This window comes from Idiomarina loihiensis L2TR, assembly GCF_000008465.1.
Lineage (GTDB): Bacteria > Pseudomonadota > Gammaproteobacteria > Enterobacterales > Alteromonadaceae > Idiomarina > Idiomarina loihiensis.
In genome coordinates, this window is record NC_006512.1 from 1,154,422 (window position 1) to 1,172,860 (window position 18,439).

Annotated in this window: 16 protein-coding genes and 2 tRNA genes; 2 read left to right on the forward strand and 16 right to left on the reverse strand. The window is 47.9% G+C overall.

The annotated features are described in order from the left end of the window. Positions 1-51 precede the first annotated feature (51 nt). Positions 52-894 (forward strand): SDR family oxidoreductase, encoded by an 843-nt coding sequence (locus IL_RS05495; RefSeq protein ID WP_011234324.1) that lies wholly within the window; start codon positions 52-54, stop codon positions 892-894. Between the two features lie 16 nt (positions 895-910). Here IL_RS05495 and IL_RS05500 read toward each other — a convergent pair whose 3' ends face one another. Then, positions 911-2,332 (reverse strand): FAD-dependent oxidoreductase, encoded by a 1,422-nt coding sequence (locus IL_RS05500; protein ID WP_011234325.1) that lies wholly within the window; start codon positions 2,330-2,332, stop codon positions 911-913. Then, complete coding sequence (gene gltB, locus IL_RS05505; RefSeq protein ID WP_011234326.1) at positions 2,332-6,798, reverse strand: glutamate synthase large subunit; 4,467 nt, start codon at positions 6,796-6,798, stop codon at positions 2,332-2,334. The genes IL_RS05500 and gltB overlap by 1 nt, the downstream gene beginning before the upstream one ends. Positions 6,799-7,022: 224 nt before the next feature. Between gltB and IL_RS05510 the strand changes: the two genes are divergently transcribed. Next, positions 7,023-8,348: an IS4-like element ISIlo1 family transposase gene (locus IL_RS05510; protein WP_011234327.1), complete on the forward strand. Its 1,326-nt coding sequence runs from the start codon at positions 7,023-7,025 to the stop codon at positions 8,346-8,348. 38 nt (positions 8,349-8,386) lie between these two features. On the opposite strand, the gene nadA is transcribed toward IL_RS05510, so the two are convergent. The 14 genes from nadA to IL_RS05580 form a co-directional block, all read right to left on the reverse strand. Further along, entirely contained in the window at positions 8,387-9,409 is a 1,023-nt protein-coding gene (gene nadA / locus IL_RS05515) for a quinolinate synthase NadA (protein ID WP_011234328.1), read from the reverse strand. Between the two features lie 162 nt (positions 9,410-9,571). Then, a tRNA-Lys gene (locus tag IL_RS05520) sits at positions 9,572-9,647 on the reverse strand. A gap of 30 nt (positions 9,648-9,677) precedes the next feature. Continuing rightward, positions 9,678-9,753 (reverse strand) — tRNA-Lys (locus IL_RS05525). A gap of 129 nt (positions 9,754-9,882) precedes the next feature. Continuing rightward, complete coding sequence (ybgF, locus tag IL_RS05530) at positions 9,883-10,596, reverse strand: tol-pal system protein YbgF (RefSeq protein WP_227016310.1); 714 nt, start codon at positions 10,594-10,596, stop codon at positions 9,883-9,885. A 68-nt stretch (positions 10,597-10,664) separates the two neighbouring features. Then, positions 10,665-11,201: a peptidoglycan-associated lipoprotein Pal gene (pal, locus tag IL_RS05535; protein WP_011234330.1), complete on the reverse strand. Its 537-nt coding sequence runs from the start codon at positions 11,199-11,201 to the stop codon at positions 10,665-10,667. Positions 11,202-11,254: 53 nt separating this feature from the next. Further along, the gene (gene tolB / locus IL_RS05540; RefSeq protein ID WP_011234331.1) at positions 11,255-12,604 is read right to left on the reverse strand and encodes a Tol-Pal system beta propeller repeat protein TolB; all 1,350 of its coding nucleotides are present in this window, start codon (positions 12,602-12,604) and stop codon (positions 11,255-11,257) included. 11 nt (positions 12,605-12,615) lie between these two features. After that, positions 12,616-13,533: a cell envelope integrity protein TolA gene (gene tolA / locus IL_RS05545; protein WP_227016311.1), complete on the reverse strand. Its 918-nt coding sequence runs from the start codon at positions 13,531-13,533 to the stop codon at positions 12,616-12,618. Between the two features lie 2 nt (positions 13,534-13,535). Next, positions 13,536-13,964: a protein TolR gene (gene tolR / locus IL_RS05550; RefSeq protein ID WP_011234333.1), complete on the reverse strand. Its 429-nt coding sequence runs from the start codon at positions 13,962-13,964 to the stop codon at positions 13,536-13,538. After that, positions 13,961-14,671, reverse strand: a complete 711-nt coding sequence (gene tolQ, locus IL_RS05555; RefSeq protein WP_011234334.1) for a protein TolQ — start codon at positions 14,669-14,671, stop codon at positions 13,961-13,963. Before tolQ ends, tolR begins: the two co-directional genes overlap by 4 nt. 3 nt (positions 14,672-14,674) lie before the next feature. Next, the gene (ybgC, locus tag IL_RS05560; protein ID WP_011234335.1) at positions 14,675-15,085 is read right to left on the reverse strand and encodes a tol-pal system-associated acyl-CoA thioesterase; all 411 of its coding nucleotides are present in this window, start codon (positions 15,083-15,085) and stop codon (positions 14,675-14,677) included. Positions 15,086-15,486: 401 nt separating this feature from the next. Further along, positions 15,487-16,506, reverse strand: coding sequence for a Holliday junction branch migration DNA helicase RuvB (gene ruvB, locus IL_RS05565; RefSeq protein ID WP_011234336.1), 1,020 nt, complete (start codon positions 16,504-16,506; stop codon positions 15,487-15,489). A gap of 9 nt (positions 16,507-16,515) precedes the next feature. Continuing rightward, on the reverse strand, positions 16,516-17,133 hold the full coding sequence (ruvA, locus tag IL_RS05570; RefSeq protein WP_011234337.1) for a Holliday junction branch migration protein RuvA: 618 nt from the start codon (positions 17,131-17,133) through the stop codon (positions 16,516-16,518). A 12-nt stretch (positions 17,134-17,145) separates the two neighbouring features. Then, positions 17,146-17,682: a crossover junction endodeoxyribonuclease RuvC gene (ruvC, locus tag IL_RS05575; RefSeq protein ID WP_011234338.1), complete on the reverse strand. Its 537-nt coding sequence runs from the start codon at positions 17,680-17,682 to the stop codon at positions 17,146-17,148. Further along, positions 17,683-18,432, reverse strand: coding sequence for a YebC/PmpR family DNA-binding transcriptional regulator (locus IL_RS05580; RefSeq protein WP_011234339.1), 750 nt, complete (start codon positions 18,430-18,432; stop codon positions 17,683-17,685). Positions 18,433-18,439: the final 7 nt, after the last annotated feature.

Below are 18,439 nucleotides of genomic sequence, written 5' to 3' on the forward strand. Positions count from 1 at the left end.
TATCTATATTAAGTTCAACATTTCTTTTACATTAACGCCAAGAGGATCTTCATGCAAACGCTTTTACTCGGTTACGGCGATATTGCAGACCGCGTTGCGCAACGGCTGAGCGGGCAAAACGAGCAAGTCACCGGAGTTTGCAGAACCCCGGAGAGCAAGCCGGTACGCCAGGGGGTCAATTTAGTTGCAGCAGACTTAAACAGTGAACAAGAGCTTTACCAACTGTTCCAGAATAAATGGGATAATGTTGTCATTACCCTGACTCCTGCAAAAGGCGCAGAAGATAGCTATCATCAGGGCTATGTCGTTCCCTGTCGTCACCTGCAACAGGTACTGTCGCAGCAAAGGCATCAGCCTAATATTATTTACGTTTCCAGCACCGGCGTTTACGCACAACGCGACGGCGAGTGGATTGATGAAAACAGTGCAACCGAGCCTACGTCAGACTCCGGTAAAGCTCTATTACAGGCTGAATCCATTATCAATGCCTTACCGGGGCAAACCTCAATTCTTCGTTGCAGTGGTATTTACGGCGAGGGACGTGACTTTTTATTGCGTCAATTAACTCAGGGCAATGTCCAGCTTCGTGACAGCTGGACTAACCGCATACATCAGGACGATGTCGCTGGCTTTATTGTGCATTTACTTACCCAGGTTAATCAGCCCAAACCTGTTTATTTAGTTAATGACGATGAACCGGTCAAACAATACGAAGTTTATCAGTGGCTGGCTGAGCAGCTTGGAATTGAGCTGGCAGGAAACATTAATAAAAAAGTTGGTCCCAGAGGCTCTAAACGCTGTATGAACAAGGGTTTGAAAGACAGTGGTTACCAACTTCAGTATGCGAATTTTCGCGAAGGTTATGCGCCGGTTATTAAACAATGGCAGCGCTGATTGCGCTGCCCATAACTTATACGGCGTCGAAATAATCCAGCATTCCCTCGGCGGCGTTGCGTCCTTCTGCTATCGCCGTCACGACCAGATCGGCGCCGCGCACCATATCGCCACCGGCAAATATTTTCGGGTTGCTGGTTTGCATCGCAAACTCCGTGTCGCCAGTGGCCAGCACAGTGCCCCAGTCGCTTAGCTCCACTTTATGTTGTTGTAACCATTCCGGCGGGCTGGGCTGATAGCCAAAAGCAATAATCACCGCCGTTGCAGGCATTATGAATTCTGAATCCGGCACAGGTTGTGGACGTCTGCGGCCATCCGCGTCCGCCGGGCCAAGTTCAGTACGCATCATTTTCACGCCGCTAACCTTACCCGAATTGTCTGTGACTACTTCCAGCGGCTGCAGGTTAAACTCAAAAGACACGCCCTCTTCGCGAGCATTCTGCACTTCTTTGCGCGACCCTGGCATATTACCTTCGTCGCGGCGATAAGCGCAGACAACCGAACTCGCTCCCTGCCTGATTGAGGTTCTGACGCAGTCCATCGCAGTATCGCCACCACCAAGCACAACCACGGTCTCGTCTTTCACATCAATAAGTGGATACTGAGACATAGGCTCATGAGCCATAAGCTTTTGTGTATTGCCAATGAGAAACGGCAAGGCAGGATAAACTTCATCTGCATCCAGGCCTTTTAGTTTTCCATCCAGCGCTTTATAAGTCCCCAGAGCTAAGAATACCGCATCATAATTGGCTTCCAGCTCAGCAAAACTGATGTCTTTACCCACTTCGACACCCAGCTTAAACTCAATACCCATGTCGGTGAATATTTCACGACGCAACGTCATGACCGCTTTATCCAGCTTAAATGGCGGAATGCCGTAGGTTAGCAGGCCTCCAATTTCCGGGTAACGATCGTAAACGACAGCTTTGACACCATTACGCGTCAATACGTCGGCACAGGCAAGACCTGCAGGCCCGGCTCCAATGACAGCAACCCGTTCCTGACGCTGAGTCACACCGCTTAAATCTGGTCGCCACCCTTGTTTAAAGGCTTCGTCGACCATTTGCTTTTCAATACTGCCAATAGTTACTGCGCCGAAACCGTCATTCAGCGTACAGGCTCCTTCACACAAACGATCCTGCGGACAGACCCGACCACAAACCTCAGGCAGACTGTTGGTTTTATGCATCAGTTCAGCGGCTTCAATAACCCGCCCTTCATTGGCCAGCTCCAGCCACTGAGGAATATAGTTGTGAACCGGGCATTGCCACTCACAATAAGGGTTTCCGCAGTCCAGGCAACGATCTGCCTGGCCTTTTAGCTGCACGTCAGGCATTGGATCATAAACTTCTTTAAACTCAATGCGGCGCTCTTCAACCGGACGTTTCGGCGGATCAATGCGCTGCACGTCCAAAAACTGATAAATATTTTTGTTCATTACATCACCTGCACACGTAATTCTGCGGTTGACCGCGCCCGATGCCCTAAAAGCTCTTTCACATCTGCTGCTTTTGGTTTGACGATATAAAAGCTGTCCACTACTTGCCCGAAGTTGTTTAATAACTCGCGCGAGTAGTGACTTCCCGTTGCTTCGTGATGCTCATGAATTAAACCACGCAAGTGTTCCTGAATGATCGGGGTATCCACTGCAACGGCCTCAACCAATTCGTGGTTAAGCCGACGATGTAAGTCGCCGTCGCTGTCTCTTAAATAAGCGAAACCGCCTGTCATGCCGGCACCGAAATTGATGCCACACTCCCCCAGTACCACCACAATACCGCCGGTCATATATTCACAACCATGGTCACCAATACCCTCTACCACAGCTGTCGCGCCGGAGTTACGCACCGCGAAACGTTCACCGGTACAACCGGCAGCATAAAGTTTTCCGCCAGTCGCGCCATACAAACACGTATTGCCCATAATGACTGCTTCGTGCGTGTTATAACGACAGCCTGCTGGCGGCTTAATAGTAATTTCACCGCCGGCCATACCTTTCCCAACGTAGTCGTTGGCGTCTCCGGTCAGGTGAAGCTTTAAGCCTCCGGCATTCCATGCACCAAAGCTTTGTCCGGCGGTACCAATAAAGCCTAAGGTAATTGGCGCAACCGCCATTCCCTGATTTCCATGCTGGCTGGCAATGTAACCCGATACACTTGCAGCAACCGAACGGTCGTAATTACGGATAGTCAAAGACCAATGACCTCCGCTGCGCTTATAGATAGACTCCTTGCACAACTCCAGCAATCGCTGGTTCAGCTGGCCCTGATCAAACGGCGGGTTCTTCTCGGTGCAGTATAAAGAATGCTCCGAACGAACCCCGGCTGAATGCAGCAAAGCATTTAACTGTAACTGCTGCTGACGTTTGGTTTCACCAGTCAGCCGTTCCAGTAGGTCAACCCGGCCAATAGCGTCGGTTAACTTTTCCAGCCCCAATTGAGCGAGAATGTCACGCACCTCTTCCGCCATAAACTCAAACAGTTTCACCACGCGTTCCGGCAAGCCGGAGAAATGTTCCCGTCGCAGGGTTTCATCCTGAGTGGCGACGCCTGTTGCACAGTTGTTCAAATGACAAATGCGTAAATACTTACAGCCCAGAGCAATCATAGGGGCGGTGCCAAAACCAAAGCTCTCAGCGCCTAAAATAGCCGCCTTCACAATATCCATACCGGTTTTTAAGCCGCCATCGACTTGCAACCGAATTTTGTGGCGCAAGTTATTCGCCACCAGGGCTTCATGCACCTCAACCAGACCAAGCTCCCAGGGCGAGCCGGCATACTTGACCGAGGTCATGGGGCTGGCACCGGTTCCGCCATCGTAGCCGGACACAGTAATTAAATCGGCGTAAGCTTTAGCAACCCCCGTAGCAATGGTGCCAATGCCAGGCGTAGAAACCAGCTTGACTGAAACTAAGGCTTTAGGGTTCACCTGCTTTAAGTCAAAAATCAGCTGAGCTAAATCTTCAATGGAATAAATGTCGTGATGCGGCGGCGGCGATATCAGGGTAGTACCAGCAACTGCATAGCGCAGTTGGGCAATTTCCGCTGTGACTTTTTCGCCGGGCAACTGGCCGCCCTCACCGGGTTTGGCTCCTTGCGCAACTTTTATCTGTATAATATCTGCATTAACCAGATAATGAGGCGTGACGCCAAAACGTCCCGAGGCCACTTGCTTAATTCGCGAGTTTTTTGCGTTGTTAAAGCGTTTCGGATCTTCTCCGCCCTCACCTGAGTTTGAATGCCCGCCAATAGTATTCATAGCAATAGCTAAGGCTTCGTGAGCTTCGGCACTTAACGCGCCTATCGACATAGCTGCGGTATCAAAACGCTGAAACAGAAGCTCTTTAGCTTCTACTTTTTCTTTTTTAATTTTTGCCTTTTCAGGCAATTTGATGCTGAGCAAGTCACGCAGGTGAGTCACCGGCCTCTCGTTAACAAACTTAGCGTAAACGTCGTAATCTCGCTGCTCGCCTGTTGCCACCGCGCGTTGCAGCGACGTCACAACATCCGGGTTATAAGCGTGATATTCCCCACCATGCACATATTTCAGTAAGCCGCCCTGAGCCAGTTTTTTTCGTGTTAACCAGGCGCGGTGAAAGCTCTGCTGAAGATCCTGCTGTATATCGTCAAATCCGGTACCATCAATGCGTGCTGGTACGTTCTCAAAGCATAGACGGCGCACATCTTCGTTCAGCCCAACCGCCTCAAACAAGGAGGAGCCCCGGTAACCTGCTACGGTCGCAATACCCATTTTCGAGAGTATTTTCAGTAAACCTTTATTCAGGCCTTTACGGTAGTTAAGCAGCGCTTCTTTTATATCCAGTGTGACTTTGCCCCGGGCCACCAGTTGTTCCACGGTTTCATACGCAAGGTAGGGGTAAACCGCAGTGGCACCTAAGCCTATTAACACGGCCATATGGTGCGGATCACGTGCGGAAGCGGTTTCAATAATAATGTTTGAATCACAGCGAAGATCATTCTTCACCAGCACTTGTTGCACCGCCCCAACGGCCATGGCTGCCGGTATCGTCAGCTGTTCTCGCTGTAAATCCCGGTCACTGAGAACCAGAATAACCGTTTGCTCATCCTTAACCGCGGTTTTTGCCTGCTCAACCAGGCTATCGATGGCTTGTTGTAAATTCTGCTGCTCTGGTTTAAAACCCAGCGACAAGGTGGTTGCCCGGTAATGTTGTTCATCAAGTTCCCGTAGCTGCTTTAAATCGGTGTACATGAGGATAGGAGATTCAAATACTACCCTGTCGGCATCGCCGGATGCCTCGTTAAATACATTATGCTCACGGCCTATGATAGTGGAAAGCGACATAACATGGCGTTCACGGATAGGGTCAATAGCCGGGTTAGTCACCTGAGCAAACTGCTGCCGGAAATAGTCGTAAAGCAAACGCGGCTGCTTTGAAAGCACGGCGGTGGGTGTATCGTCCCCCATAGAACCCACGGCTTCCTGACCATCTTTCGCCAGAACACTGATAATTTGCTGTATTTCTTCTTCGGAGTACAAATACGCTTTATGAAAAACCAGCATGGTCTCGTCGTCATACAAACGCTTACCCAGCTTGTCGGCGTGGCTGCGTTCAAAGGGTATTAAGTGACGACGGTGTTGTTCCAGCCATTGTTTATAAGGGTGACGCTGCTTGAGTTCTTCTTCAATTTGGTCGTTATACCAAATTTTGCCGGTATAGGTATCCACCGCCATCATTTGTCCCGGCCCTAAGCGGCCTTTTTCAATCACTTCCTGCTCGTCGTAATCCCAGATACCCACTTCGGAGGCAATGGTCAGAATACCCGAACGGGTCAAAACATACCGCGCCGGACGCAGACCATTTCTATCCAGACTGCAGGCCACATGCCGACCGTTACTCATAACCACGCCGGCAGGCCCATCCCAGGGCTCCATATGCAGGGAGTTAAACTCGTAAAAGGCACGCATGTCATCAGACATGGTGGCATCGCCCTGCCATGCTGGTGGGATCAACAGGCGCATTGCCCGGAATAAATCCATGCCGCCAGCCAGCAATAGCTCCAGCATATTGTCTAAAGACGCAGAATCGGAGCCTGACAGTCCCACCAGTGGCTTTGCGTCCTGTAAGTCAGGCAGTAAGGGGGTCTGGAATTTATAAGCTCTTGCCTGCGTCCACTGTCGATTCCCGCGTATAGTATTAATTTCGCCGTTGTGGGCAAGGAACCGGAACGGCTGAGCCAGCGGCCAGCGCGGTTCCGTATTAGTAGAAAAGCGCTGATGGAAAACACAAATAGAGGTTTTCATTTCGGCATCGGCTAAGTCAGTGTAATAAGCCGGCAAGTCAGCTGCCATCATCAGGCCTTTATAGACTAAGACCAGACTCGACAACGAGGAAATATAGAGCTCATCCTGATTAGGCATCAGCTTTTCGACGCGTCTACGCGCCATATACAAGCGTCTTTCCAAATCTTTTTTACGCCAGCCCGGCGGAGCCGACACCAGAACCTGCTCAATAACCGGCTCAGACGATTTAGCGCCTTCACCCAGTACTTGGTTGTTGACCGGAACTTTACGCCAGCCAGTGACCGCTAAAGTCTCTCGTTGAAGCTCTTGCTCAATAAGGTGGCGGGCAGACTCGCGCTTATCCTTATCGCGACTAAAAAATACCATACCGACAGCGAATTTCTTACTGAGCTGCCAACCTTGAGTTTCTGCGTACTGGCGGAAAAACTGCTCGGGCATTTGCAGTAGTAGTCCGCAGCCATCTCCGGTTTTACCGTCGGCACCAATACCACCACGATGTTGCATACGGTCCAGCGCTTTTACTGCGGTAGAAATTAAACCTTGCTGAGCTTCGCCATTAATATCAGCGATAAGGCCGAAGCCGCAGTTATCACGGACATCAGCTGGATCATAAAGTCCCATGCTTATACCACTCGAATAATTATTCAATAAAGCTAGATTACCATGCAGGCATCAGCTTCGGTAGGCACTGGGGCTATTATTGTTACAAATATGTTGTATAGACAAAAAGTAAAAAGGCTCCCGAAGGATAATGCCGATCAGTTAAGAAAAATTTTAGCGATCGGTTGACCGATCCGGCAGAGACTTCAAAATCCGTAGTTAGGTTTTCTAACTACGGATTTTTTATGTTTCTGAGTCAAGCACTGGACCAACTGCAGGAGTTTACGCCGGATGATTTTAGTAAACTACCGGATCTGCTGGAGCCTGAGTTAATCGAACAATGCCTTGAAGACGCGGGCGTTACAACGGTACGCAAACGCCGTTTGCCAATGGACTTTATGGTCTGGGCGGTCGTAGGAATGGCATTATTTCGGGAAATGCCGATGCGTCAGCTCGTTTCACACCTTGATTTAATGTTGCCCGGCAAAAGACCTTACGTTGCGCCGAGTGCCGTAGTTCAGGCTCGTCAGCGTTTGGGGGCTAATGTTATGAAGCGTATGTTTGAGCTCACTAATGAGCTGTGGTTCGATAAACTACCGCTTTCTCACTGGAATAATCTATCGGTTCTGGCTGTCGACGGCACCGTCTGGCGTACACCGGACACACCGGAGAATGATGCTTCCTATGGGCGAACGGCTAACCAGCGGGCTGAATCCGACTATCCTCAAATTCGGATGGTGAATCAAATGGAAGTAAGCAGCCATTTAGTCACCTCGACGGAGTTCGGCAGTATTGCAGAGGTTAGTGAAGTAGACCTGGCAGCCCGGCTGATTGAACAGACGCCGGACCACTCACTGACGCTGTTCGATAAAGGGTTTTATGCGCTGGGTTTACTGGATCAATGGCATCGTGCCGGTGAGGAGCGCCATTGGCTTATTCCCCTCAGAAAAGGCGCACAATACTCTGTCAAGAAGTCTTTTAGCGACACGGACAAATTGGTAGAAATTAGGCTCTCACCACAAGCTAAGAAGAAGTGGGATAATGCACCGGACACTGTTCAGGCGCGTTTAGTGTGTAAGAAAATAGCTAAAAAAGAGGTTGCGATATTAACCTCAATGACAGACACGATGCGTTATCCTGAAGCCGATATCGTTGACTTATATGCTCATCGCTGGGAAATCGAGCAGGCTTACCGTGAAATGAAACAATATATGCTGAAGAGTGAGCTGACCCTGCGCAGCAAACGGCCTGACCTGGTTGAGCAGGAGTTGTGGGGCATGCTGGTCGCTTATAACTTATTGCGGTATATGATGGCGCAAATGGCCTATAGCCTGAAGCATATTGAGCCGAATCAAATAAGTTTCAAACAAGCCTCTCATTATCTGGTGGGGCAGTTACATATACTGGTACACATCTCACCCGGAAAAATACCCAAAGTCATGGAGCAAATGATGGAAATGGCCAGCGCATTCGTGCTGCCCGAAAGACGAGAGCGATATTACCCTCGTTCAATAAAAAGGCGGCCGCAACGTTATCCGATGCGACCGCCTTCTAAACCGACAGCCAGTTAGCTTAACTGACAAGCATTATCCCGAAGGAGCCTTTTAAATCACTTTAAAGTCGCTGCAAATTCCAGCATTCGGTCTAGCGGCACCATGGCTTTTTTGCCCAGAGCTTCATCGACATGAATCTCATGTGTTTCTCCACCGTCCGTTAACGCTTCTTCTATCGCTTTTAAGCCGTTCATTGCCATCCAGGGGCAATGCGCACAACTGCGACACGTTGCGCCGTTACCCGCAGTGGGGGCTTCAATAAAGGTCTTATTCGGTTGCAGCTGCTGCATTTTATAAAAAATGCCTTTGTCGGTAGCCACTATGAAGGTTTCATTTGGCAATTCCTGACTCGCCTTAATAAGCTGCGAGGTAGAACCGACCGCATCCGCCATCGCGACAATATTCTCCGGAGACTCCGGGTGCACGAGAATAGCCGCCTCGGGGTGAAGCTTTTTCATATCCTGCAGGGCTTTCGCTTTAAACTCATCATGCACGACGCAGGCGCCCTGCCACAACAACATATCAGCTCCGGTTTCCCGTGCAATATAACCGCCTAAATGCTTATCTGGTGCCCAAAGAATTTTTTCTCCTTTTGCATCCAAATGGTCAACAAGCTCAAGCGCCATACTGGATGTCACTACCCAGTCTGCACGAGCTTTTACCGCTGCTGAAGTATTCGCATAAACGACAACTGTCCGGTCAGGATGTTGATCACAAAATTCAGCAAATTTTTCTGGTGGACAGCCAAGATCAAGGGAACATTCGGCTTTCAATGTTGGCATCAACACTTCCTTATGAGGCGTAAGAATTTTAGCCGTCTCGCCCATAAAACGAACACCAGCTACAATCAGCTTCTTTGCCGGATGGTCGCGACCAAATCGAGCCATTTCTAAAGAATCGGCCACGCAGCCACCAGTTGCCTCGGCTAACGCCTGAATATCGGGGTCTGTGTAGTAGTGAGCCACCAATACAGCGTCTTCATCAATCAGAAGCTGCTTAATACGATTAATGGTTTCGGACTTCTCTTCCGCACTTAACGGTTTAGGCTTTGGCGGAAAAGTATAATCAAGGCTATCCAGAGTTTGAATCTCCGGTCATGATACTACGGCTTGTTTTCCAAGTGTTCTTAATAAGTGAGGACTATTATAGCGGAATTCAAGGGATGCTTATAGCTAAGTCAGTATCACTCTTAATTCATCAGTATGGTTTGAGTGGTTTTCTTAATGGGGTATTCAGTGAAGTGGTGGGTTGTGCAGGATTCGAACCTGCGACCAATTGATTAAAAGTCAACTGCTCTACCAACTGAGCTAACAACCCATATTCTGGTAAATATTTTTATCGGCGACGTGGTGGGTTGTGCAGGATTCGAACCTGCGACCAATTGATTAAAAGTCAACTGCTCTACCAACTGAGCTAACAACCCAACGCCAATAATATTGCCCGTTTCTGCTTGGCAACGGCGGCATAGTTTACTGAAATAGTGCGCGTATGCAACTGAAAATTGAAAAAAACTGTGCGACTGCTTAATTCACGAACACATGTTGCCCAGTTGTTACTGATTTAAGCGTTGTTTTGCCAAATTAGCTTCGGTACTTTCCGGGTATTCTTCAATCACTTGCTGGTAATAAGCTTTTGCATCTGCCGATTTATCTTGCTCACTGGCGATAGCACCAAGCTTTAATAAACAATCACCACGTTTATTACTGTCTGGGTAATCATTAACGACAGTTTCAAACTGTTGCTTTGCCTGATCGTATTGACGTTTGGCAAAAAACAGCTGACCTAACCAGTAGTGAGCATTAGGAGAGTAAGTCGAGTTTGGAAAGTTCTTCAGAAAAGACTCAAATGCGGGTATAGCTTCATCATAACGCTTATCCTCAAGGACTAAAGCTATCGCCTTGTCATAAGCATCATTCTCGCTAAGGTTTGGAGAATAGCTGCTATTGTCTGTTTGTGTCGGTACCTGCTCAAGGCTATTGTAATCGTTGCCGGCAGTTTCACTCTGGTTATTGCTCGACTTCAAATTACTGAAGCGACGATCAATTTCCTGATACAGCTCGCGCTGGCGTTGCAACAATTGCTCCAGACGGTACTCGTGCTCTTCCGTTATGCCCCTTAATTCAGCAACATCTTGCTGCAAAGAACCTAACTGATTAAGCATTTCAAGCTGAGCACTGGAACGGGCTTCGAGCATGCGCTCGATTTGTTCCAGTCGTTGCTCAACACCGCCTGAAGACGACAGTCCAGAAACAGGTGCCTGGGCCATAACAGCCCCAGGCACACACAAACATACAGCTAACAGCGTTTTTCTCATTACTATCCGTTACTTTTAAATTAGTAAACTAAAACAGCGCGACGGTTTTTCGCGTATGCGCGTTCGTTTGAACCATTTACCATTGGTTTTTCTTCGCCATATGAAACAGTCGAGGTTTGAGAATCCTGAACACCCAAGTTGTGCAAGTAGCTCTCAACTGCTTTAGCACGTCTCTCACCTAACGCGATGTTATACTCAGGCGTGCCGCGCTCGTCGGTATGACCTTCAATAACCACTTTCACAGACGGGTTTTTGACTAGGTAATCAGCGTGCGCCGACAACAGGTCGGTGTACTCTGACTGAACGTTAGATTTGTCAAAAGCGAAGTAAACGATGTGTTCTTTACGTAACGCTTCCATTTTTTGCTGACGTTCTTCTTCCATTCTTTGTGCGCGGTCTGCTGCACCAACTTCAACACCAGAGTCTTGCTCAGCTTGTTGATTGATTTCCTGACCTGCGCCCATACCTGAATCAGTTTCCTGGTTTGAGCTACAAGCGGCCAGAGTTGCCATTGGTACAACGATTGCCAGAGCTTTTAAAAGTTTATTAAGCTGCATCCTTTTCGTCCTTATCGTTTTTATCGAACAATTCAACCATTCAGGCTTTTGTTTTACATAAATGGCGACCAAGCCGGTGACTTAATTTCACCATCGGTAGCCGGTAATCGTGCTTTAAAACGCCCATCGATAGAAACCAAAGCCAGTACTTGTTTATTATTATGCGTTGTACTGTAAATAACCATACTGCCATTTGGTGCCACACTTGGTGACTCATCTAAAGACGTTTTCGTTAAAACTTGCATGTTTCCACGCGGAAACTCTTGCTTAGCGATATGATAGTTACCACGTGTCCGGTTCACTAAAATCATATCTTCGCCGGACGGCACTAAGGTACCACCTAAATTCTGCTCACCATCAAAGGTTAACCGACGAACCTGACCTGATGATAAATTTACGCTATATAGTTGCGGTCTGCCACCTCTTTCTGAGGTAAACACTAAAGATTCACCATCTGGCGTCCAGTTAGGCTCTGTATCAATCGTACGATTACGAGTAACACGTTGCAAGTCCTTAGTTTTAATATCAAACACATAAAGCTCAGGATTTCCATCCTTAGATAAAACCATAGCTAACTTTTTGCCATCTGGCGAGAAAACAGGGTTACCGTTTATCCCGGGGAACGACGTCAGCTTCTCGCGGCGGGTGGTATAAATATCCTGCATGAATATTTCTGCTGTTTTATTCTCGAAACTAACGTAAGCCAGTTTATTACCGTCAGGAGACCAGGCCGGAGACATCAACGGCTCGGGTGAACGTAGCAGTATTTTCTCGTTCGCACCGTCATAATCTGCAACCGCCAGTTTGTATGGATAGCGATCATCGTGGTTTACCGTGACATAAGCGATTTTTGTCATGAAAGCACCACGTTCGCCCGTTAACGCTTCGTAAGCAACATCTGAAATTCGATGTGCATAAGAGCGAAATTGATCACCATCAATAACGCTGGAGCGAGAATCAAGAACATGATCGTTACTCTGCACCAACTCGCCATTGCGTAACATCTGCGAATTACCGCCGGTAATTTGTCCCCGGAGTACATCAATAACTTCAAACTTAACCATGTAACGGTCAACTGAATACGGTTCTATTGAACCGACTAAAATAGCTTCTACGCCCATCTTAGCCCAAGCTGAGTAATCTATCTCGTCATCGGCAGCCGGGCGTTGTGGCATTGCACTTACAGGAATCGGATTAAATTTACCACTACGCATAAGGTCCGCAGCAATAACATCGGTAAGCTCGTTTGGTGCCTTTCCTTCACCTTTCCACTGAAAAGGCACAACCGCAATCGGCCGCGCCGTATCAATACCTTCCGTGATGACGATTTCCAGTACCCCTGCACGCACAAAAGCGGTTAGCGCAACAAAGAGTAAAATGCTTCTAATTAATATATTTTTCATCGGTCACCTTGTTACAACTGCGGTTTTACAGTCAATTTAATTGTACTCATTTGTTCATAAATTTCCGGATCTTCAGAAACCGGCAGCGTTGTAGCTTTTAATACGGCATTTTGTGCAGAACGACAAACGTTCGCATCGCCACTGCCCGTATCAACTGACTTAACGAATCCGCTAGGAGCTACTCTTATGGTTAACTCACATGACTTACCCTGCATTGAGTCATCAACATTCCAGTTTCGCTGAATAGTCTGCTGAATGAGCGCCTGATACTTTTCAACTTCACTCAGTACTTGCTGACGACGAGCAGCTTGTCGACGCGCCCGCTCTTCTTCCATTTCTTTTTGCAACTGAGCCTCACGTTCAGCCGCTTCACGCTGTTCTTGTTCACGTTTACGCTGCTCCTCGAGACGCTTACGACGTTCTTCTTCAGCCCGACGTTCAGCTTCTTCTGCTTCGCGTTTACGCCGCTCGGCTTCTTTCGCCGCAGCCTCAGCTTTGGCACGCTCCTGCGCCAGGCGTTCAGCTTCTTTCCTTTCTCGCTCTGCCTGTTTCCGTGCTTCCGCAGCTTCTTGTTTCTCTAGTTCCTGTTGACGCTCTATTTCTTTTTTACGTTGTTCTTCTCTTTCGCGTGCTTTACGCGCTTCCTCAGCACGCCGCTCAAGTCTCTCAATACGGCGTTGTTCAGCCGCCTCTTGCTCCGCTTTTTGCTGGCGAATTTTATCTGCCTGTTGTTGAACTTTGGATTTATCAACTGTGACTGCGCTAACAATCTCTTCTGACATATCCAGCTCGCTTTGATCTAAATTGACTTCCATCGCCTCCGGCGTCGAGGGAGTAAACTCAAAGCTAAATAACAACACACCCGCGATTGTAGCGTGTATAACAATCGAATATATCAGCGGTAAGGTTAAGCTATCTGATTTTGCCACAACTAATTATCCGACGAATCTGTCATTAAACCGACTGACGGCACACCCGCTCTTTGCAGTAACACCATCAGTTGCACAATTTGATTATAAGATACGGCACCATCACCATTGACCATAACCGGAGTATCAGGTTCAACCTGCAAATGAGCGGCAACCAAAGTTGCAAGTTCATCTGCCTGCATCGGCGTATCCTGGGAGTCACCCTGATTTAAATAATAGCGACCTTCAGCATCAACCGACGCCACTAAAGGCGGTTTACTCTCTTCAGAGAGAGGTTCGGCGGTTGCTTTCGGTAAATCAACTTTAACGCCCTGAGTAATCAAAGGGGCTGTTACCATAAAGATGATCAGCAGAACCAGCATCACGTCGATGTAAGGTACTACGTTAATTTCCGCAACCGGCTTACGACGCTTGCGCGGCATTACCATCATACCGTTTCGCCCTCTACTTTACTTTTGCCTGCCTGAGCCGAAGACTGCCGCTGTAAAATTGAGATGAATTCATCAATAAAGTTCATGTACTGATTATCAACTTTTTCCACACTAGTGGTAAATCGGTTGTAAGCAATAACGGCCGGTATCGCGGCAAAAAGACCCATCGCAGTTGCAATCAAAGCTTCGGCGATACCCGGTGCAACCATGGCCAGCGTAGCCTGTTGCACGGCACCTAAAGCGATAAAGGCGTTCATAATTCCCCATACCGTTCCAAACAAACCAATATAGGGGCTTATAGAACCAATAGTTGCCAGAATACCTAAGTTATTATCCAGCTTTTCGGTTTCTCGGGCGTGAGCTACGCGCATGGCACGAAACGCACCTTCAAGCATTGTCTGCGTATTTGTTGTTGAGTGGTTGCGCAGCCGAGCGTACTCTTTAAAGCCCGCGTGAAACAGTAACTCCATTCCTCGTGCATTTTTAGCACGAGCCGAGATTTCCTGATAAAGGCGTGCAAGATCGACGCCTGACCAGAATCTATCTTCAAACTTTAGCGCGTCATTTCGAGCCTGCTTCAACACTTTCTTGCGCTGAAAAATTAACACCCAGCCCCATACCGACATCGCCAGTAACATAACCATCACCAGCTTGACTAATAAACTGGCTTGCATGAATAAATCAATAAACGATAGTTCTGCTTCCACGCTTTAAACCCCTGACTGAATACGCGATATTATCGGTTCCGGAATAGCAACAGCTTTCATCGCCTGATTATCAACACAGGCTGCTAAAACAGTTGCCTGACAATGCACGCTGCCATCCTTCGCCAAAACTTGTTGTTCGAAAACCAAAGAGGCTTTCTTAATCTTTGTTACTTTAACAGTGACCATTAATTCAGCATTAAACTTAGCCGCCTGCCGTAAATCCAGTTCTACCTTGCGAACCACAAAGGCTATATTGTGAGCTAACCAGGTATCCTGTTCAATCCCTAATGATCGTAACCACTCTGTTCGAGCTCTTTCAATGAACTTGAGATAATTAGCATAATAAACGATACCACCTGCATCCGTGTCTTCGTAGTAAACCCGGATAGGCCATTCAAATTCATAATGAGACATTACCACCTCAAGTAAAGTTCCGAAAAGTTACCTTTGTGTAATATTTTGTAAAGAAGCCCCTAAAACCATAACTGGTTACTTTGTCAGCAGACTTTTTTTTATAACAGAATGAAAAGAACAAAATATCAACACCATGATTTTTAAGATATTTTCTTTTTTGTTACAAATATGTTGCGCTTTTTTTGAACAAATAATACAACTTCCGGATTAGTTATTGTAATGCGAACATCTAATTTTTCTTGTTTGATCAGAATCAGATTAACTTTATAATACTCAGCATATCAAAGACGAAGAGATTGGTTGTCACTTTTTCTGAGATTGTTTATTCAGTAATAGTTCCCTGGATTTAACTTCCTTCTTGTTGTTCTGTTTGCCCGCACATTGTGCGGGCTTTTTTTTACCTATTTTTCCGGCTTTAACCCAAAGTGCTGATAAGCTCTGGGAGTCGCTATACGTCCACGCGGCGTGCGTTGCAAAAAGCCCTGCTGAATCAAATAAGGTTCCAGAACATCCTCAATGGTATCTTTTTCTTCGCCTATCGCTGCCGCAAGGTTATCTAACCCCACAGGCCCACCCATAAACTTTTCCATAATGGCTAATAACAGCTTCCGGTCCATATAATCAAAGCCAGCCTGATCAACGTCCACCATGGTCAAAGCGGCATTGGCTGTCACTTCATCAACGTCGCCATTACCTCTGACTTCGGCATAATCGCGTACCCGACGCAATAAGCGGTTGGCTATACGCGGCGTACCTCTTGAGCGGCGCGCTATTTCACGGGCACCACCGTCGAGCATACGGACATTCATGAAGTGAGCCGAACGCCCAACAATATCGGTTAATTCATTAACATCATAAAACTCAAGGCGCTGCACAATACCAAAGCGGTCGCGTAGCGGTGACGTCAGCGCGCCAGCACGAGTGGTAGCACCAATGAGGGTAAAGGGTGGTAAATCTAATTTAATCGAACGGGCTGCAGGACCTTCGCCTATCATAATGTCGAGCTGGTAATCTTCCATAGCCGGATACAGAATTTCTTCGACAACCGGGCTCAAACGGTGAATTTCATCAATAAATAAGACGTCGTGTGCTTCGAGGTTGGTCAACAACGCCGCTAAGTCACCGGCTTTTTCCAGAACCGGACCCGAAGTTGTTTTAATACTCACATCCAGCTCATTCGCCACAATGTTCGCCAGCGTCGTTTTACCCAACCCCGGAGGACCAAAAATTAAGAGATGATCCAGGGCTTCCTGACGCTTGCGCGCGGCCTCAATGAAAATTCCCATCTGTTCAACGACATGCTTCTGCCCCGTATAATCCGCCAGAGTTTTAGGCCGTATGGCACGATCAACAGCCTCATCTTCACCCTGTACCTCGGGTTCAATGAGCCGCTGAGTTGGTATTTGATCGGCTTCTATCATGGGGCTTCCTTACGACAGCTGCTTTAGCGCCAGTCGAATCAAGGTCTCACTGTTATGTTCTGCAGAGTACACTTTTTGCAGGGCTTTTTCAGCTTGATTTTCTTTATAGCCAAGTGACTGCAAGGCGCTAATAGCATCGGTTCTTGCATCGGCCGGATGTTCTCTTGCATCCATACCCTGGCTATCCAGCGGTGCACGGTCGGTAAATGGCGTAGACGGCTGCCAGTCTTTGAGTCGGTCACGCATTTCAATAACCAGACGTTCGGCGGTCTTTTTGCCTACACCTGGCAATTTCACCAAACGAGTAACATCGTTTTGGTTCACAGCCATGACAAACTCATCTGCTGACATGCCGGATAAAATGGCCAAAGCCAGTTTCGGGCCAACTCCCTGAGTTTTCAGTAGTAACCGGAACAGCGAACGTTCTGAAGCAGAAATAAAACCATACAATAGCTGTGCATCTTCGCGCACCACAAAATGTGTGATTAATTTTATGGTTTCGCCCACCGGCGGCAATTGATAGAAGCAGGTCATTGGCAACTGAATTTCATAACCAATGCCCTGTACATCTAATACCACTTCCGGTGGTTGCTTGCTGGTAAGTACGCCCTGAATATGACCTATCACTTTTATACTCCGTTAACGCAAACGCCCTCGCACAGTTTTACGCGCGGCGCCTGCCATTTTAATCAGGTTTTGTGAACTGTGAGCATGACATAAGGCAACGGCAAGTGCATCTGCGGCATCTTCCTGAGGGCAACGCTGCAGATTCAGTAAGGCCATAACCATATGCTGAACCTGAGACTTTTCTGCACCACCATTACCCACTACAGACTGTTTGATTTGTCGGGCTGAATATTCCGCTACCGGAAGCTCTGCACAAGCAGCAGCCACAATAGCCGCCCCACGCGCCTGCCCAAGCTTTAAGGCAGAATCCGGGTTCTTTGCCATGAACACTTGCTCTATTGCGAATTCGTTCGGCTTAAACTGAGTAATGAGTTCACTGACGCTGTCATGAATGCGACGCAGCTTTTCCGCCAGGGTTAAAGGCTCTTTAGTGGTACCAATAACCTTGATACAACCACTACCAAGGTAATTCAGTTGCCGCCCTCGCTGCTCTATAACGCCGTAGCCGGTCAGTCTCGAACCCGGGTCGATACCCAGAATAATCGCCACTTAGTCGTCCAGTCGCGCAATGATCTCATCAGAGATATCGGCATTGTGATAAACGTTTTGCACGTCGTCTAAGTCTTCCAGCGCATCCAGCAGTTTTAAAAAGGTTCGTGCGGATTCCTCATCCAAATCAACGCGGGTGTCAGGAACCTGAGTCACTTCAGCGTTGCTGGCTTCCAACCCTTTTGCATCCAGAGCATCTTTAACTGCGCCGAAATTCTCCGGTGATGTAATGACATCGATACTCCCTTCATCGTAAGCGAGGATATCTTCCGCCCCGGCTTCCAGCGCCGGTTCCATAACCTGTTCTTCGGTCACACCGTCAGAATAGCTAATAACGCCCTTCTTATTAAATAAGTAGGCAACAGAGCCGTCGGTACCTAAGTTACCGCCTAACTTACTGAACGCGTGGCGAACATCTGACACCGTCCGATTTCGGTTATCGGTCATGCATTCCAGCAGGACAGCCACACCGCTGGGACCATAGCCTTCATAAGTCAGCTCATCAACGTTATCGCCTTCAAGATCACCCGAACCGCGTTTGACCGCAGTATCTATGGTGTCGCGCTTCATATTATTGGATAAGGCTTTATCGATAGCCGCACGTAAACGCGGGTTGGTTTCAGGGTCCCCGCCGCCTTCGCGGGCAGAGACCGTTATTTCACGAATTAACTTGGTAAAAATTTTGCCGCGCTTAGCGTCCTGCGCGGCTTTTCGGTGCTTAATATTAGACCATTTGGAATGACCAGCCATATGTCAC

Bases quoted from the DNA above. Each gene is read 5' to 3' on its own strand.
- IL_RS05495 (WP_011234324.1), top strand. From the start codon at position 52: ATGCAAACGCTTTTACTCGGTTACGGCGATATTGCAGACCGCGTTGCG.
- IL_RS05500 (WP_011234325.1), bottom strand. From the start codon at position 2,332: ATGAACAAAAATATTTATCAGTTTTTGGACGTGCAGCGCATTGATCCG.
- gltB (WP_011234326.1), bottom strand. From the start codon at position 6,798: ATGGGACTTTATGATCCAGCTGATGTCCGTGATAACTGCGGCTTCGGC.
- IL_RS05510 (WP_011234327.1), top strand. From the start codon at position 7,023: ATGTTTCTGAGTCAAGCACTGGACCAACTGCAGGAGTTTACGCCGGAT.
- ybgF (WP_227016310.1), bottom strand. From the start codon at position 10,596: ATGGCCCAGGCACCTGTTTCTGGACTGTCGTCTTCAGGCGGTGTTGAG.
- pal (WP_011234330.1), bottom strand. From the start codon at position 11,201: ATGCAGCTTAATAAACTTTTAAAAGCTCTGGCAATCGTTGTACCAATG.
- tolB (WP_011234331.1), bottom strand. From the start codon at position 12,604: ATGAAAAATATATTAATTAGAAGCATTTTACTCTTTGTTGCGCTAACC.
- tolR (WP_011234333.1), bottom strand. From the start codon at position 13,964: ATGATGGTAATGCCGCGCAAGCGTCGTAAGCCGGTTGCGGAAATTAAC.
- ybgC (WP_011234335.1), bottom strand. From the start codon at position 15,085: ATGTCTCATTATGAATTTGAATGGCCTATCCGGGTTTACTACGAAGAC.
- ruvB (WP_011234336.1), bottom strand. From the start codon at position 16,506: ATGATAGAAGCCGATCAAATACCAACTCAGCGGCTCATTGAACCCGAG.
- IL_RS05580 (WP_011234339.1), bottom strand. From the start codon at position 18,432: ATGGCTGGTCATTCCAAATGGTCTAATATTAAGCACCGAAAAGCCGCG.